The organism is Streptomyces sp. NPDC037401 (assembly GCF_055602345.1).
Genome location: NZ_JBVJWO010000008.1, coordinates 260,893 through 275,853 on the forward strand (window position 1 = coordinate 260,893; position 14,961 = coordinate 275,853).

18 protein-coding genes are annotated in these 14,961 nt (G+C 73.9%); 6 read left to right on the forward strand and 12 right to left on the reverse strand.

The features are described 5' to 3' along the window. The first annotated feature begins 39 nt into the window (after positions 1-39). The 3 genes from ACZ7H1_RS10920 to ACZ7H1_RS10930 all read left to right on the forward strand — a co-directional run bounded on the left by ACZ7H1_RS10920 (position 40) and on the right by ACZ7H1_RS10930 (position 3,117). Complete coding sequence (locus ACZ7H1_RS10920) at positions 40-891, forward strand: HAD-IIA family hydrolase (protein ID WP_470785547.1); 852 nt, start codon at positions 40-42, stop codon at positions 889-891. Positions 892-981: 90 nt separating this feature from the next. Continuing rightward, positions 982-2,199, forward strand: coding sequence for a T4 RnlA family RNA ligase (locus ACZ7H1_RS10925; protein ID WP_470785549.1), 1,218 nt, complete (start codon positions 982-984; stop codon positions 2,197-2,199). Between the two features lie 3 nt (positions 2,200-2,202). Further along, the gene (locus ACZ7H1_RS10930; RefSeq protein WP_470785551.1) at positions 2,203-3,117 is read left to right on the forward strand and encodes a phosphatase domain-containing protein; all 915 of its coding nucleotides are present in this window, start codon (positions 2,203-2,205) and stop codon (positions 3,115-3,117) included. Here the strand turns inward: ACZ7H1_RS10930 and ACZ7H1_RS10935 are convergent. From ACZ7H1_RS10935 to ACZ7H1_RS10955, 5 genes are all read right to left on the reverse strand, one after another. Then, positions 3,114-3,395 carry a DUF2087 domain-containing protein gene (locus ACZ7H1_RS10935; protein ID WP_470785552.1) on the reverse strand — a complete coding sequence of 94 codons (282 nt, stop codon included), beginning with the start codon at positions 3,393-3,395 and terminating at the stop codon, positions 3,114-3,116. The genes ACZ7H1_RS10930 and ACZ7H1_RS10935 overlap by 4 nt on opposite strands. 111 nt (positions 3,396-3,506) lie before the next feature. After that, positions 3,507-4,178: a disulfide bond formation protein B gene (locus tag ACZ7H1_RS10940; RefSeq protein ID WP_470785554.1), complete on the reverse strand. Its 672-nt coding sequence runs from the start codon at positions 4,176-4,178 to the stop codon at positions 3,507-3,509. Positions 4,179-4,199: 21 nt separating this feature from the next. Then, complete coding sequence (locus tag ACZ7H1_RS10945) at positions 4,200-4,358, reverse strand: hypothetical protein (RefSeq protein WP_470785556.1); 159 nt, start codon at positions 4,356-4,358, stop codon at positions 4,200-4,202. 96 nt (positions 4,359-4,454) lie between these two features. Beyond that, complete coding sequence (locus ACZ7H1_RS10950; RefSeq protein WP_470785558.1) at positions 4,455-5,390, reverse strand: LysR family transcriptional regulator; 936 nt, start codon at positions 5,388-5,390, stop codon at positions 4,455-4,457. 9 nt (positions 5,391-5,399) lie between these two features. Continuing rightward, positions 5,400-6,575 carry a TDT family transporter gene (locus ACZ7H1_RS10955; RefSeq protein ID WP_470785559.1) on the reverse strand — a complete coding sequence of 392 codons (1,176 nt, stop codon included), beginning with the start codon at positions 6,573-6,575 and terminating at the stop codon, positions 5,400-5,402. A gap of 134 nt (positions 6,576-6,709) precedes the next feature. On the opposite strand from ACZ7H1_RS10955, the gene ACZ7H1_RS10960 reads away from it, so the two are divergent. Beyond that, positions 6,710-6,925 carry a hypothetical protein gene (locus ACZ7H1_RS10960; RefSeq protein WP_470785561.1) on the forward strand — a complete coding sequence of 72 codons (216 nt, stop codon included), beginning with the start codon at positions 6,710-6,712 and terminating at the stop codon, positions 6,923-6,925. Here the strand turns inward: ACZ7H1_RS10960 and ACZ7H1_RS10965 are convergent. The 4 genes from ACZ7H1_RS10965 to ACZ7H1_RS10980 form a co-directional block, all read right to left on the reverse strand. Next, the gene (locus ACZ7H1_RS10965; protein WP_470785562.1) at positions 6,915-7,541 is read right to left on the reverse strand and encodes a TetR family transcriptional regulator; all 627 of its coding nucleotides are present in this window, start codon (positions 7,539-7,541) and stop codon (positions 6,915-6,917) included. The two genes, ACZ7H1_RS10960 and ACZ7H1_RS10965, sit on opposite strands and share 11 nt — an antisense overlap. Continuing rightward, positions 7,538-8,668 carry a saccharopine dehydrogenase family protein gene (locus ACZ7H1_RS10970; protein ID WP_470785563.1) on the reverse strand — a complete coding sequence of 377 codons (1,131 nt, stop codon included), beginning with the start codon at positions 8,666-8,668 and terminating at the stop codon, positions 7,538-7,540. The genes ACZ7H1_RS10965 and ACZ7H1_RS10970 overlap by 4 nt, the downstream gene beginning before the upstream one ends. 141 nt (positions 8,669-8,809) lie before the next feature. Next, a complete protein-coding gene (locus ACZ7H1_RS10975; RefSeq protein ID WP_470785565.1) occupies positions 8,810-10,018 on the reverse strand; it encodes a methyltransferase in 1,209 nt (402 codons plus the stop codon). A gap of 62 nt (positions 10,019-10,080) precedes the next feature. Next, the gene (locus ACZ7H1_RS10980) at positions 10,081-10,434 is read right to left on the reverse strand and encodes a tetratricopeptide repeat protein (RefSeq protein WP_470785567.1); all 354 of its coding nucleotides are present in this window, start codon (positions 10,432-10,434) and stop codon (positions 10,081-10,083) included. 137 nt (positions 10,435-10,571) lie between these two features. Between ACZ7H1_RS10980 and ACZ7H1_RS10985 the strand changes: the two genes are divergently transcribed. Together ACZ7H1_RS10985 and ACZ7H1_RS10990 are read left to right on the forward strand one after the other, a co-directional pair. Next, positions 10,572-11,537, forward strand: a complete 966-nt coding sequence (locus ACZ7H1_RS10985) for a pirin family protein (RefSeq protein WP_470785568.1) — start codon at positions 10,572-10,574, stop codon at positions 11,535-11,537. A 147-nt stretch (positions 11,538-11,684) separates the two neighbouring features. Then, entirely contained in the window at positions 11,685-12,779 is a 1,095-nt protein-coding gene (locus ACZ7H1_RS10990) for a carboxylate-amine ligase (RefSeq protein WP_470785569.1), read from the forward strand. Positions 12,780-12,801: 22 nt separating this feature from the next. Here ACZ7H1_RS10990 and ACZ7H1_RS10995 read toward each other — a convergent pair whose 3' ends face one another. The 3 genes from ACZ7H1_RS10995 to ACZ7H1_RS11005 all read right to left on the reverse strand — a co-directional run bounded on the left by ACZ7H1_RS10995 (position 12,802) and on the right by ACZ7H1_RS11005 (position 14,757). Continuing rightward, positions 12,802-13,206: an actin depolymerization factor/cofilin- and gelsolin-like domain-containing protein gene (locus ACZ7H1_RS10995; protein WP_470785571.1), complete on the reverse strand. Its 405-nt coding sequence runs from the start codon at positions 13,204-13,206 to the stop codon at positions 12,802-12,804. A gap of 105 nt (positions 13,207-13,311) precedes the next feature. After that, entirely contained in the window at positions 13,312-13,869 is a 558-nt protein-coding gene (locus tag ACZ7H1_RS11000; protein ID WP_470785581.1) for a DUF2785 domain-containing protein, read from the reverse strand. Positions 13,870-14,178: 309 nt separating this feature from the next. Next, a complete protein-coding gene (locus ACZ7H1_RS11005; RefSeq protein ID WP_470785573.1) occupies positions 14,179-14,757 on the reverse strand; it encodes a hypothetical protein in 579 nt (192 codons plus the stop codon). Positions 14,758-14,961: the final 204 nt, after the last annotated feature.

Consider the following 14,961-nt stretch of genomic DNA (forward strand, 5'->3'; position numbering starts at 1 on the left):
CGGTTGCGCCCGGTCCGCAACTCGGCGACGGTCGGACCTGTGGAAGCACAGCGGCCGGTCCCGCACCCCGCAGCGGTCCTGATCGACATCGACGGCGTCCTCACGGTGTCGTGGAAACCCCTCCCCGGCGCCGTCCGGGCCATGGAGCGGCTCCGCGCGGCCGGCATCCCGCTCGCGCTCGTCACGAACAACACCTCGCGGACCCGGGCGGCCATCGCCGCGAAACTCGCCGCCGCGGGCTTCCCGGTGGGCGTCGACGACGTCCTCACCGCCCCAGCCGCCACGGCCGTGTACCTCGGGGAGCACCATCCGGGCGCCCGCTGTCTGCTGCTGACCACCGGAGACGTCCGAGAGGACCTCGCGGGCATCACCCTCGTGGGGGACCCGGCCACGGACCCGGCGGACGTGGACGTGGACGTCGACGCGGACGTCGACGTGGTCGTGTTCGGCGGGGCGGGCGAAGGATTCGGCTACGCGGACCTCAACCGCGCCTTCCACCACCTGCAGCGGGGCGCCCGGCTCGTCGCCATGCACCGCAACCTGTACTGGCGCACCGACGCCGGGCTCGACCTCGACACCGGGGCCTTCCTCCTCGGCCTGGAACGCGCCGCCCGCGTCGAGGCGGAAGTGACCGGCAAGCCGTCGCCCGCCTTCTTCGCCGCCGCGCTCGCCCACCTCGGCGTCCCGCCGTCGCAGGCCCTGATGGTCGGCGACGACGTCGAGTCCGACGTACTGGCCGCCCAGCGCGCCGGGATCACCGGAGTGCTCGTCAGGACGGGCAAGTACCTCCCGGAGACGCACCGGTCGGCCTCCGGCACGCCCGACCACGTGCTCGACTCCTTCGCCGATGTGCCCGCATTGCTGGAATCCGGCCCCGGCCGGCGTGTGTGACCTGCGGCTCTCTCGCCGTCCCACGGCTAATTGGGTGTCGGACAGCCCCTCCCGCACGTGAGAATGACGCATCATCCACGGGAGGAACCCATGAGCCAGGCACCCCTGACTCTGCACGGCCTGCTGCCGCACCAGGAGCTGGCGGCGGCGCTCGACGCCGGGCACGTCACGCGCAAGCGGCACCCCGAGCTGCCGCTGTCGATCTACACGTACACGCGGGCGTGCCAGTACGAGCGGATCTGGAACGACGTCACCACGCGCTGCCGCGGCCTCGTCGCCGACGACACCACGGGCGAGATCGTCGCGCTGCCGCTGCCCAAGTTCTTCAACGTGGGTGAACACACCACGGGCCAGCCGTACGCGCCCGCCCTGCCGGACGAGCCGTTCGAGGTCTACGACAAGGTCGACGGCAGCCTCGCCGTCGTCTTCCACTACGCGGACCGGTGGCACGTCGCGTCCAAGGGCTCCTTCGGCAGCACGCAGGCGACCTGGGCGCAGCGCCGCCTCGACGGCAAGGACACCTCCGCGCTCGTGCCGGGCGTGACCTACCTCGCCGAGATCGTCTACCCGCAGAACCGCATCGTCGTGGACTACGGCGACCGCCGGGACCTCGTGCTCCTCGCGGCGTTCGGCAACGACGGCACCGAGGTCCCGCTGGCCGAGGCCGCCACCGCCTGGCAGGGCATCGGCTCCGTGGTCCGGGTCTGGCCGGCCATGCCGCTCGACGAACTCCTCAAGCTGACCGAGACCAGCACCCTGCCGGGCGGCGCCGCCGCCACCGGGACCGACGCCGAGGGCTACGTGCTCCGCTTCGCCTCCGGCGTGCGGGCGAAGGCCAAGATCGCCGAGTACGTCCGGCTGCACAAGGTGCTGACCGGTGTCACCGAGCGGGACATCTGGCGCAGCCACGGCATCCAGCGGTTCGCCGGGATGTCCGTCAAGCGGCTGGCGCAGGGCCTGGGTTGCCCGGTGGCCGAGCTCGGTGGCATCCGGTCCTCGGGCGGACGCCCGCTGGACGCGCTGCTGGAGCAGGTGCCCGACGAGTTCGACGCCTGGGTGCGTACGGTCATCGCGCGGCTCGAAGCCGAAGCGGCGGGCCGGGAGCGCGCCATCGACGAGGCCTTCGCGTCGCTGGCCCATCTGGCCGACGACCGGGGCGCTTTCGCCCGCGCCGCCCGGCAGCTGCCGGACCCGGACCTGCGCGCGGCCCTGTTCCTGCGCCTGGACGGCAAGCCGACGGACCTCTTCGTCTGGCGGGCCGTGCGGCCGGAGGCGTCCGACCCCTTCACGAACGATGAGGAGAACTGATCCGTGCCTTTCGTCCACGTCATGACGGGGCTGCCTGCCTCGGGTAAGACGACCGCCGCCCGGCAGCTGCAGGCGGAGTCCGAGGGCCGGATGCGCCGCGTCAACCTCGACGACCTGCGGAGCATGCTGGACGTCCCCGCACCCGAGCGGGGCCGCTCGCACGCGCACGAGCAGACGGTGCTGGCGATCCAGGACGCCGCGGTGCGCGCGGCCGTCGAGGACGGGTTCGACGTCGTCGTCGACAACACCCACCTGACGCCGCACATACCCAAGCGGCTCAAGGCGGCCGTGGCCGGCCAGGCGGACTTCGTGGTGCACGACTTCACCGGCGTGCCGGTGGAGGAGTGCGTACGCCGCGACGCCGCCCGGGAGCGGCCCGTGGGGGAGGAGATCATCCGGATCCTCGCCGACAAGCACCTCAAGGCCACGAAGGGCGGCTGGCGGCTGACCGGCGACTGGCTGAACGACGTACGGCCCGTCGCGCCGTACGTGCCGGACCCGGCGCTGCCGTCGGCGGTGATGTGCGACATCGACGGCACGCTCGCGCTGCGCGGGGACCGCGGGCCGTACGACTTCACGCGCTGCGACCGCGACCTGCTCAACACGTCGGTGCGGGACGCCCTGTACGCCTTCAAGCGGGCGGAGGGCGATGTGATCGTGCTGCTGTCGGGCCGCAGCGAGGACCACCGGGCGCTGACCGAGCAGTGGCTGCGGGACCACGCGGTCCCGTACGACGAGCTGTGGATGCGGGCGTCCGGCGACGGGCGCGGCGACGACATCGTGAAGGCCGAGCTCTTCGACCGGCACGTGCGCCGGCGGTACGCGGTCCGGGTGTCGCTCGACGACCGGGACCGCGTGGTCGCGGTGTGGCGCCGGATGGGCCTGCCCACCTGGCAGGTCAACTACGGCAACTTCTAGACCGTGTCCGCCCGCCGGTAGGCGCTGCCGTCCCGGGTCCGGGTCAGGTGGCCCGCGATCACCAGATAGCGGCGCAGCGCCGAGCAGTCGTCGTGGACCGTGCGCAGCGCGTCGTTCACCTCCGGCTCCGAGTACGAGCGCCCCGGCTCGAACAGGGTCCGGGCGAGGTGGGCGAGCAGCTGCTCGCGGCGGGCGGGCCGCCGGGGGACGGACTGGAGCCGCCCCTGCCGGAACAGGTCGGCGACTGCGGGGACATCGTGTGCGGTGCTGTGTGACATGGCGGGAAGCCTTGCGCAGTGGCACGGGTGCGGCAACGGAATTTCCTCCTCCCTGCGGACGCCGCAGGGAGGAGGGAACCGTGTTCACGCGTCCTTCTGGAAACGGGGCTTCTAGAAGAGGTCGGTGAAGAACCGGTACCCGGTGGGGTCGCCGGGCATCTGCCAGTGGAAGCCCTGGAGGAAGAAGCAGGCGATCAGGTTGCTGACCGCGAACAGGGCCAGCACGGCCAGGCTGACGGACGCGGCCCGCCGCAGGGCGGGCGAGGCCACCGAGGCGTCCAGGGGCTGGAGTTCGTGGGTGAAGGTCAGGTTGACCGCTGCGGCCAGCACGGCCAGGCCGAAGGTGATCGCGGCCCAGGTGTACAGGTGCAGGCCGAACAGGGCGCCGGCGTAGCCGGGGTCCGGGGGCACGATGTGCATGAGCACCTGCGCGCCGGAGACGGTGCTGCCGATCAGCGCGCAGACGATGGCCCAGCCCCAGCCGGAGGCGAATTCCCGGGTGGTCACGGCCCCCTTGCGGGACCGGGCGACGACGTAGGCGGGTCCGAGCGCGCTGAGCAGCATGAACATCCGCTGGAGCAGGCACATCGGGCAGGGGTACTCCCACAGCCCGAACTGGAAGACGTAGGCGCCGCCGATGGTGGCGCACATGCCGACGACGTACAGGTTGGCGAACCACAGTCCGAGACGGTTGCCGAGGCGGGCGGTGGGGACGAGTCCGGCGGCGGTCCGGGGGCCGGTGGCCCCGGGGGCGGTACGAGCGGTGGTGATGTCGGTCTTCATGGTGGATCTCCTCCTCGGAGCTCAGAAGGCGAGGCCGAAGGCGCGGTCGAGGTGGGGCAGGAAGGCGAGCGTGGTGGCGGCCAGCGAACCGGCCCACATCAGCAGTCGCGCCCGCCGCGGCCAGTCCCGCAGTACGGCCAGCACACACAGTGAGATGAGAAGGAAGAGGAGGGTGTACATCGTGTCCCTGCTTCATCGGAAGGATCTTGTCTTCACCTTCCGCCCGGCGGGACGCCCCCGGTAGCGGCACCGGTCCGATGCATCCACAGAACGGTTCTATGGGCTGGGGAAGGCGGCCGGCCCGCCGCCCAGGGAGCGGGCGATGGCCAGCAGGTCGCGGGCCGGGCCGATGGGCGTCTGGCCGGCCCGCCAGACCGCGCGCAGCCCGCGCCCCAGGTCGAGGTCCGGCACCCGCGGCGAGCGCAGGGTCCCGGCGGCCAGCTCCGCCGCGACCGCCAGCGAGCTCATGACGGCCGGCCCCACCCCGGCGGCCGCCGCCGTCTTGATGGCCGTCGTCGAGGACAGCTCCAGCAGCACCGCCGGCTCCCGGCCCGGCAGGCGGGCGGCGACGGCCCGCTCGAAGGCGGTACGGGTGCCCGAGCCGGCCTCGCGCTGGATCAGCGGCGTCCCGGCCAGCTCCTCGAGCGGGACGGCCGTGCGCCGGGCCCAGGGGTGCCCCGGAGCCACCACCAGGACGAGCCGGTCCCGGGCGACGAGCCTGCTCTGCAGTCCCTTCGGCGCCCGCGGGCCCTCCGTGAACCCGATCTCGGCGCGGCCTTCCAGCACGGCCCGGGCGACGTCGGCGGAATTCCCCGAGCGCAGGGCGATCGCCGTCTCCGGGGCGCGGGTGCGCAGCGCCACCAGCCAGCCCGGGAAGAGGTACTCGGCGACCGTCTGGCTCGCCGCGACGTGCAGCTGGGAGTCGCGCCGCTCGCGCAGGGTGTCGATCCCCGCGTCCAGCTGGTGCGCGGCGTCGACGACCGCCTTCGCCCATTCGGCGATCAGGGCCCCCGCCCCGGTGGGCCGCGATCCGAGCGGGGTCCGCTCCAGCACGGGCACCCCGACGAGCTTTTCCAGGTAGCGGATCCGGGAGCTCGCGGAGGGCTGGCTGATGCCGTGTGCGTCGGCGGCCCGGCCCATGCTGCCCAGCTCGATCACGCTGAGCAGCAGTTCGAGGGCGGTCAGGTCGGGTACGCGGGGGGACAGGGGCATAGAGCCATGCTATGACCGGGGCGGAGCGGTCCCGGCAGCCGCGGCCGCGCTCCGCTCCGGCGGTTCCGGCTCCGGCGCCCCGTGTGCGGGCGGGTCCTTCGCCGGGAGCAGCGTCCCGCGCACCAGGCCCCGTACGGTCAGCAGCCCGGTGACGGCCCACGCGAGCAGCAGCAGCACCCACAGGGCGACCGCCAGCCACTCGTACACGTGCAGCCCGGTGTGCCGGGCCAGGCCCTCCGCTCCGGTCACGCAGGTGCCGACGGGGAAGGTGAACGCCCACCAGGTCATGGCGAACCGCATCCCGCGCCGCCGGGCGCCGGCCACCGCGAGCCCCGCGAGCACGAGCCACAGCAGCGCGAAGCCCATGGTCGGCACGCCGTACAGCACCGCCAGCATGGCGAAGCCCTCCTCGTAGGGGGCGGCCACGGTGTGCGGTGCGACGTCGGCGAACTTGTTCGCGGCGGTGGTGGACTGGCCGAGCGGCCCGAGCACGAGGAACAGCGTCGGCGTGAGCGTCAGCGGCAGCGGCGGCCCGGTCAGGAGCCGGGAGAACACCACGGGCAGCAACGCCAGCGTTGCGAACAGGCTGAGCCCGAACAGGGCGTAGCAGCCCAGCAGCAGCGCCTCCCGCCACTGCCCGGCGGGCAGGTGGGGGACCAGCAGGGGGCCGAGGGCGGCCGAGACCATGGGCGCCACCACCGGCAGCAGCCACACGGGTGAGGCGCTGCCGGGTCTGAGGGTGCGCCGCGAGGCCATCAGGTAGGGCACCGCGACCGCCGCTGCCAGTCCCACGGCCGTACCGAGCGTGAAGAGGACCGCGTCCATCGCCACGGCCGCGTCCGTGCCGATCAGGTCCCGCCCGACCAGCAGGGCCCCGCCCCCGACCGAGAGCAGGGCCATGGACAGGCAGCCGTAGAACGGCGCCATGGCGGGGTCGAGCAGCTGGCGCCGGGCCTGGTCGCCGTGGAAGCGCCAGTGCGCGGCCCGTGCGCCCAGCAGGAGGAGCAGCAGCACGGCGGAGAGGACCCAGAAGGCCTGGGACAGGACGTACAGCCCGGGCAGGCGTACGGGCAGTGCGACCCCGGCGTTGGCGACGATCGCCGTGCCCATCACCGAGGCGTACCAGTTGGGCCCCAGATGACGCACCGCGGCGGCCCGTCCGGCGCCCTGCACAGCTGCTGCCATGCAGCCCACCCTCGGGCCCGGGCCGCACTCCCGCCACCGGTGGCCCGGGCAGGTGCTCCCGGTGACCGGGAACGATCTCCGGTCGTTAGGGCTCTGTCCGGACCGCCCCCCGTGCTCGACGAGCGGAGACACCCGTGCGCCGCATCCTGGCCGGCACCGCGCTGGCCCTCACCTCTGCCGGCAGTCTGATCGCCGGGGCCGCCCCCGCCCCGGCGGCGGACGGCCCCGCCACGACCGTCGGTACGGGCATCGGCGCGCCCGGCGGCGACGAGATCCGCCCGTCGGTCGGCCTGGCCCAGAACGTTCCCGGCCGGCTGCTCGGCGAACTGGGCACCACGCTCAAGGGCTGACGGACGGGTCGAGCAGCGCCAGGCACACCCGGCGCAGCTGCGCGTCCGTCCGGGCCGACCGGTGCGCCGCGATGCCGGTGCGGAAGAGCGCGGCGCCTTCGACGAGCATCACGAAGGTCTCCGCCCGGGCCCGGCAGTCGGCGGCGGGCGTCCCCGCGGGCGCCCGGCGCGCGATGAAGTCCGCCACGTGCCCCGTGTACGCGGTGTAGAAGGCCCGTACGGCCGCGGCGGCCGCCTCGTCGCGTGCCGCCAGCGCCCAGACCTCGGTGAACAGGCGCACCAGGCGCGGGTCGTCGTGGTCGGCCAGCAGCACGGCGTCGAGGAGCGCAGCGGGCTCGGCGGGCTCGGCCGCCTCCCGGCCCGTGTCGGTTGCCAGGGCTGCGACCCGCACCAGCGCGGAGTCGAGGACCTTGTCGAGCAGCGCGGCCAGCAGATCGGCGCGGGCGGGGAAGTAGTACTGGAGGTGGCCCAGGCGTACGCCCGCCTCGGCGGCCACGGCCCGCATGGTCAGCTCGGCGCCGCCGCCGTCGGCGAGGACCCGCTCGGCCGCGTCCAGCAGCTCGGCCCGGCGCCGGGTCCCCTTGGGCGTGGGCGCGGCGGCCTCCGGCGGGGTCACGCGGCGGCCCCGTCCACCGTCGGCTGCGTACCGGCGGCCGGTCCCGTACGGGCGACGGCGCTCGGACAGCTCACCGTCATCTCGGCGCCCGCGGCGGCCAGCGCGGCGGGCACGGCCCCGGGCAGCGGGGTCAGTTCGGGGAAGGACACGCCGGAGACGGGCGGTGCACCGTCGGTGCCCAGGACCCGGCGCAGTCCCAGCAGCGCGCCCACCGCGGTCAGGTGGCCCTGCCCCCGGGGGTCGGTGACGGTCGCGGTCAGGGTGCGGCCCGCGTGGGACACGTCGACGCGCAGCCGGGCCACGCCGCCTTCGCCGGGCGAGTACAGCAGGGCACGGCGGGCGGGCGCCCAGCGGTCCCCGGCGCCCCAGCGGAAGAAGCCGGTGCGCCGCACCGCCAGCAGCGCCGCGGTGGCCGCGGCCGAGCTGAAGCCGATCCGGGTGGCGGCCGTGGCCGTGCCGAGGGTCAGGGGGAGGGTGAACTGCTCGGGGGTGTCGATCCGGGCCACCCGGGTCCGGTCGCCGCCGACGGACACCGTGCGGGCGTCCCCGAGCGGCGCCGCGAGCCGCCGCCGGCCGCCCTCCACCACCTCGAACGCGATGCCGAGCCGGTCCATGAACTCCACCGAGTCCGCGCCCGCCCGGTCCGCGAGGTCCCAGCGCACGGCGGTCTCGACGGTGTCGGCGCCGCCCAGCCGTGCGGCGAGCGCCGCGGCGGCCAGGCTGGTCACCCCGCCCATCCAGGCGGAGGAGAGCAGGACGGGGGCGGCCGGGCGCAGGGTCGCAGCCAGGGCGGCCGCGCGCTGCAGCCGGGAGGTCCAGCGGGTGATGTCGACGTACGGGACGCAGCCGACGACGGCGGCGCGCAGCACGCGGTCGTCGGGGTCGTTGACGGCGCCGATCACGGCCCGGGCCTCCGCCCGGAACGACGCGGGGTCGGAGAGGTCCCAGCGCCGGGCCTCGCCCCCGAGCCGGTCCGCCAGTTCCGTGCCGCGCGCCGGGGTGCGGCCGGTGAGCAGGACGGGCAGGCCGTCCGCGGCCGCGAGGCGGGCGATCTCGGCACCGACCGTGCCGTACCCGCCCGTGATCAGTACCGGACCGGCGGGGTCGTGCCGCAGTTCGTCAGTCATGAGCCCGATCATAGGTCACATGACCGAGAAAAATATGTCGACCGACCAAGAAAGGGAAAAGGGGTGTGGGGAAAACGAGAACCTCCCGCGGCGCATCCGGCGCTGCGGGAGGTTCTCGGTAGGACGGCAGGGGCCCCGGGGTCAGCGGTTCTTCACGGCGCGGAGCACCACGAACTTGCGGTCTCCGGCGACGAGTTCGCAGTTGCCGAAGAGGCGGCGCAGCTTGAGGTGGTAGCCGAGGTGGCGGTTCCCGACCACCCACAGCTCGCCGCCCGTCCGCAGGGCCCGGCGGGACTGGGTGAACATCCGCCACGCGGTGGTGTCGGTCGTCGCCTGGTGGGAGTGGAACGGCGGATTGTTGAGCACGAGGTCGAGCGAGCCTTCGGGCAGGCCGGCCAATCCGTCCCCGACCATGAACTCCGCCGCCCCGACGGGGACGTTGGCGCGGTACGTCGCCTCGGCCGAGGCCACCGCCTGGTACGACTCGTCGGTGAAGACGAGGGAGGCGGCGGGGTTGGCCCGCGCGGCCGCCGTGCCCACGACGCCGTTGCCGCAGCCGAGGTCCGCGATGCGCTCGGCTCCGCGGCTGCGGGGGAGGTGGCCCAGGAAGAAGCGGGTGCCGATGTCGAGCCGGTCGGCGCAGAACACGCCGGCGTGGCTGGTGACGGAGAGTCCGGCCGCGGCGCCCTCGTCCTCGCCGAGCGCGTACGTGAGCGGCCACGGGCTGGGTGCGGGCTGCTCGCGGGGCTCGGGCGTGCAGAAGATCAGCCGGGCCTTCTTCACGGCGAGCGAGGTCCGGGTGGGCCCGAGGATCCGCTCGAACAGCTTCAGGGTGGAGGTGTGGATCTCCTTCACCATGCCCGTGCCGATGACCACCGTGTCCGCGTGCACGTGCGGTGCGAGCCGGTGCAGCTGATCCTCCAGCAGGGCCAGGCTCTTGGGTACGCGGACGAGCAGTACGTCGATCCGCTCCGGCGGCGCGTCCCGGGTGGTGAGGAGCCGTACGGCGTCGGGGGCCGCGCCCGCACGGGCGACGTTGGCCCGGCTGGCCTCGTGGGTGAGGTAGGAATCGGTGATCTGGGCGAGGTCGGCTGCGGTGCCCCGGGCGGCGAGCGCGGTGACCAGCGCACCCCACCTGTCACCGAACAATGTGACATTGCGCCCTGCCAGGTCCACCGGACCGGCTTCCCCGGTGCCCGCCTCCTCTCCCGCCTCACCGGCGAGATACCGGAGCAGGTACTCGTCGGCGGCGTCCCAGGCGCGCAGCCTGTCGCGGGGTTCCTCGGGGAATCGGGTGAGCTCGAACCCGCCCCATGACGTCGTGAAACGGTTCTCAGTGGTGCCTGTCATCGTGCAGCCAGGCTAGCCGAGGCCGGGCGGCGCGGAAGAACCGCACCGTCCGGCACCGCGGCTCACGCGTCGCCGAAGTCTCCGGCCATGGCCGCCGCGATCCGCAGGTGCGGGGCGGCTTCCGCCGCCCGCCCCTGGCGCTCCAGCGTGCGGCCCAGCATCAGCTGGGCGTAGTCCTCCACCGGCCACCGCTCCAGGATGCCGCGCAGCTCCGCCTCGGCCCGGCGCAGCTGGGCCGAGTGGAAGTAGGCGCGTGCCAGCAGCAGCCGCGGCGCCAGCTGCTCGGGCGCTTCCGCGGCCAGACCCGTCAGGACGCGCGCGGCCGTGGCGTACTCCCTCGCCTCGAAGAAGAGCTGGGCCCGCGCCCAGCGCTCGGCTGCCGTCCCGTGTTCGTAGTACGCCGTGCGCTCGCTCATCGGGTCCCTCCTGCCGGGCGGCCCGCCCGCTGCGGGCCGCTCGGACCCTTCAACCCGGCCAAGAAGTTGAAAATTCCACTAACTCTCCTGGCGCGGACACCGGCGGCCGGGGCCCCCGCGGGGCTAGGTTGTCGTCCATGAGCAATCTCGATCGCCAGGCCTCGCTCTCGGTGTGCGGCGGCCGCGGCTTCGTCGTCGCAGAGCCCGTGCGGGAGCTCCTCGCCCCGCGCCGCGTCCAGTTGGGCGAGTCCACAGAGGTCCGCCGCCTGCTGCCGAACCTCGGCCGCCGGATGGTCGGCGCCTGGTGCTTCGTCGACCACTACGGCCCCGACGACATCGCCGACGAGCCCGGCATGCAGGTACCGCCGCACCCGCACATGGGCCTGCAGACGGTCAGCTGGCTGCACGAGGGCGAAGTGCTGCACCGCGACAGCACCGGCAGCCTGCAGGCCGTACGCCCGCGGGAGCTGGGCCTGATGACTTCCGGACGGGCCATCAGCCACTCCGAGGAGAGCCCGGCGTCCCATGCCCGCTTCCTGCACGGCGCACAGCTGTGGGTCGCCCTCCCCGACGCGCACCGCGACGTCGACCCGCACTTCCAGCACCACGCCGAACTCCCGCACGTCACCGCGCCCGGCCTCGACGCGACCGTCATCCTCGGCGCGCTGGACGGCACCGCCTCGCCGGGTACGACGTACACCCCGCTGGTCGGTGCGGACCTCGCCCTCGCGGCGGGCGCCGAGGCGGACCTCCCGCTGGATCCGGACTTCGAGTACGCCGTCCTGTCCATGTCCGGCGAGGCCCGCGTCGACGGCGTCCCCGTCCTCCCCGGATCGATGCTCTACCTCGGCTGTGGCCGCACCTCCCTCCCGCTGCGGGCCGTCTCCGACGCGGGCCTGCTGCTCCTCGGCGGCGAGCCCTTCGAGGAGGAGATCGTCATGTGGTGGAACTTCATCGGCCGCACCAACGACGAGATCGCCCAGGCCCGTTCGGACTGGACCTCCGGAACCCGCTTCGGCGAGGTCAAGGGCTACGCCGGCGCGCCCCTCCCGGCCCCGGCCCTCCCCCCGGTCCCCCTCAAGCCCCGCGGCCGGGTCCGTTAGCCGGTCCGCGGGCCGATCCGGCTCCTGCTTCGTGCCCGGGGCCGCCCGGATGCCCCGGTGCACGTGCGGAGGGGCGACGGACGGTAGGCGTCCGAATACCGGTCGGCCGCCCGGGATGATCGCGGCGCTTCGGGGTATTTGTCCGGCATGCTGACCGTTGGGGTCGAGGAGGAGTACCTGCTGGTCGACCCGGCGACGCTGCTGCCCGCGCCGCTGGTGGACGCGGTGTGCGCCACGGCCGGGCTGACGCCGATCACGGACGAGCAGGAGGTCCAGGAGGAGCTGCTGCAGTCGCAGATCGAGGTGGCCACCCCCGTGTGCACGGCCCTGGAGGAGGTGGGAGGCCACCTCCTGCGGCTGCGCCACGCGGTCGCCGCCGCCGCACAGGCGAACGGCTGCAGCATCGCGCCCTCCGCCACCGCCCCGCTCCGGGACGCCGAACCCGTACCCGTCACCAGCAGGGCGAGGTACCTGAAGATGCGGGGCGAGGCCCGGCAGCTGGTCGACGAGCAGCTGATCTGCGGCATGCACGTGCACGTGGGGATCCCCGACCGGGAAACCGGCGTGCGCGTCCTCAACCGCCTGCGGGTCTGGCTCCCGACCCTGCTGGCCATGTCCGCGAACGGGCCCCTGTGGGACGGGCGGGACACCGGTTACGCCAGCTGGCGCACCATCATCTTCGGCCGCTGGCCGGTCAGCGGCCCGCCGCCGTACTTCGAGGACCTCGCGGACTACGAGGCGAGGGGCGAGGCGCTGACGGCATCGGGCGTGATCGCCGACCGGGGTCAGCTGTACTGGCAGGCCCGGCTCTCGGAGCGCTACCCCACCCTCGAAGTCCGCTGCTGCGACGTGCAGTTGGAGGCGGACGACTCGGTGATGCTCGCCGGCGTCATCCGCGCACTCGTCGCCACCGCGATCGCCGAGGAGCAGTCCGGAGCCGCTCCCGTGCGGTGCCCGCCCGAGATCCTCCAGGCCGCGACCTGGCACGCGGCCCGCTACGGCATGAGCAAGACCCTGCTGGACCCGGAAGGCCGGCCGAGCAGCAGCGGCGACGTGCTGTGCATGCTCATGACGTACGTCGGTACGGCCCTCGACGAGTCCGGCGACCGGCGCGAGGTGGGCGCGCTCGTGCACCGGCTCCTCCAGCAGGGCACACCGGCCGACCGGCAGCGCCGCGCCCTCGCCGAGGGCGGCGTCCCGGCCCTCGCGGCCCTGATCACCGCAGGGGTGACCACCGTGTGAGCCGTCTGCCGGGGGCTGCGGGTCAGGGCGCTTCCGCCACCAGCTTCTGGTGGTCGACGTCGGACGGGTCCGTCGCCTCCACGAAGACCTGGACACCGTCGAGGGTGTCCCGGAGCGTGCCGTAGCCGGCGGCGGACGCCGCCCGCTGCGCGGCGCTGACGCCCTCGGGGCACCAGCGGATCAGCGCGACCATGTTCTGACGGGCCCCGTCCGGCGTGGCGAAGGCCAGGTCGTAGACGACGAACCGGGGTTCGGCGGCCGGCAGCGCGGCCAGCAGCTCGTCGTGGGTGACGTTCCCCTGGAAGTCGAGGGTGATGCTGTCCATCGTGTCGCCGAGCCGGAAGATCACCGTGTTGACGTCCCGCCTGCCCTTCAGCTCCTGGAACGCGCTGATGCAGCTCTCCTCCACGGTGATGTCCTCGGCCACGGCAGTCCTTTCCGACACTTCGAGCGCAGGGGTCGACCGGCTCAACGAACCCTCGCCCGGGAGGTTGCTGCCCGGCAGGCGTCCGTGTCGTGCCGGTCCGCGGTGTCAGCGCTTGAAGATCCGGCCGAGGGTGAGGTCCAGGGCCGCCTTGACCGCCCTGCGGTGGGGGAGCGGGGCGGGCTCCTGATCGGCCGTCGGCCGGACGCCCCGGTCCGCGAGGAAGTAGAGCATGCGGAGCGTGCGCAGGCAGTTGGAGACGTGGGCCGGCACCGGAGTGGGGCTCCCGGCGAACCCGGCCGCGATCGGCTCCAGCCAGCCGACGGCCTCGCCCTCGGTGATGTCCGGGCGGGTGAGGATCCGGGCGACGGCGAGGGCGAGCCGGTCGTCTTCCAGCTGGTCGAGCACGTGTGCCGTGGGCATCAGCAGCCGGGCGGCGGCGAGTTCCAGCATCCGGGTGGGTGCCACCTCGGGCCGCCGTCCGAAGCGGCCGAGCAAGTCGGCCCCGTGGGCGACGGCATGGAGCCATCCGAGCTCCTCGTCGTGGCCGCGCAGGTCCGTTTCGGCGGTGTACCAGCGCTCGAAGGCGTCCACCCAGTCCGCTCTGAAGTCGCCCTTGGTCACGATCATGTCGAGCACCAGCGGCGCGAAGGTGCGCGCCTGGATCTCGGGGGTGGGCGAAGCGGGCGGCCATCTCGTCGCCCAGGGCCGACCGCCGTGGCGCGTCTATGACTCCGCGCTCGATCCACATGTCCAGCACGGCGTACGGCGCCCCGTCCCGGACCGACGGATCGGGGTCTGCCAGGGCGCGCGAGAGCGCTCGTACGAGCTCGTCCATCGGGTACCCGGCGGGTACGGGGAAGTCGGTGCGCGCGATGTGTTCCCAGTCGATCATGAGGGTCAACATACGTACACCACGCGCCCCGGGCACCGGGAATATCCGTCGGCCGGCCTCGAGCCCGGCTCCGGGGCGGATCACTCCAGACCGGAGACCTTGAAGACGGTACGGGCGGTCTGGCGGTCGACGTGCTCGGCGAGCCGGCGCATCGCGGTCGCCCCGCACAGCAGGGTGCCCTGCTCGATGGACGTACGCGTGTCACCGTCGAGCAGCCGCCACAGTCGAGGGTTGCGGATCAAGACGACCGGATCGATCTCCACCCGGTCGCCGTGCACGTCGCGCAGGATCAGGCGCTGGGCGACCCCGTCGTCCCGGCGGACGGAGACCAGGGCGTCGGTACGGACGGACCGCTCGGTGAACAGACCCCGCGAGGTGAGCCGGCCCGGCGTGGCCGAGACGCGCGGCGGGACCAGGATCACGAAAACGAGGGCGGCGAGCGCGATCCACAGGGCGGCCCGCCGGAGCGTGAGTTCCCCCGTCCCGCCGTCGAGGACGAGGAACGCCGCGAGGAAGAGGAGGGACACCCGGACGGCCGTGCGCCGCTCGCCCGCCCAGTCGGCGTCGAGGACGCAGGGCCCGGGCCGGCCGCCGGGCGAGGGCGGCCGTGCGTCCGGGGGATCGCCGGCGGCGGCGGGCTGTGCGAATCGTCGTCCCATGACGGCGACGCTAGGAGCAGCGGCCGACGGCCCGGCCCGGTTTGACGCAACGCTGATGGCTCCTTGACGACCCGCATAGGCCGGCCGTCGGGTCTGCGTCGGAATCCGGCCCCGGGGGGGGGGGGGGGGGGGAGGGACGGAGGGGGGGGGGGGGGGGGGGGGGGGGGGGGGGGGTAGGGGGGGGCGGGGGGGGGCGGGGCAAGC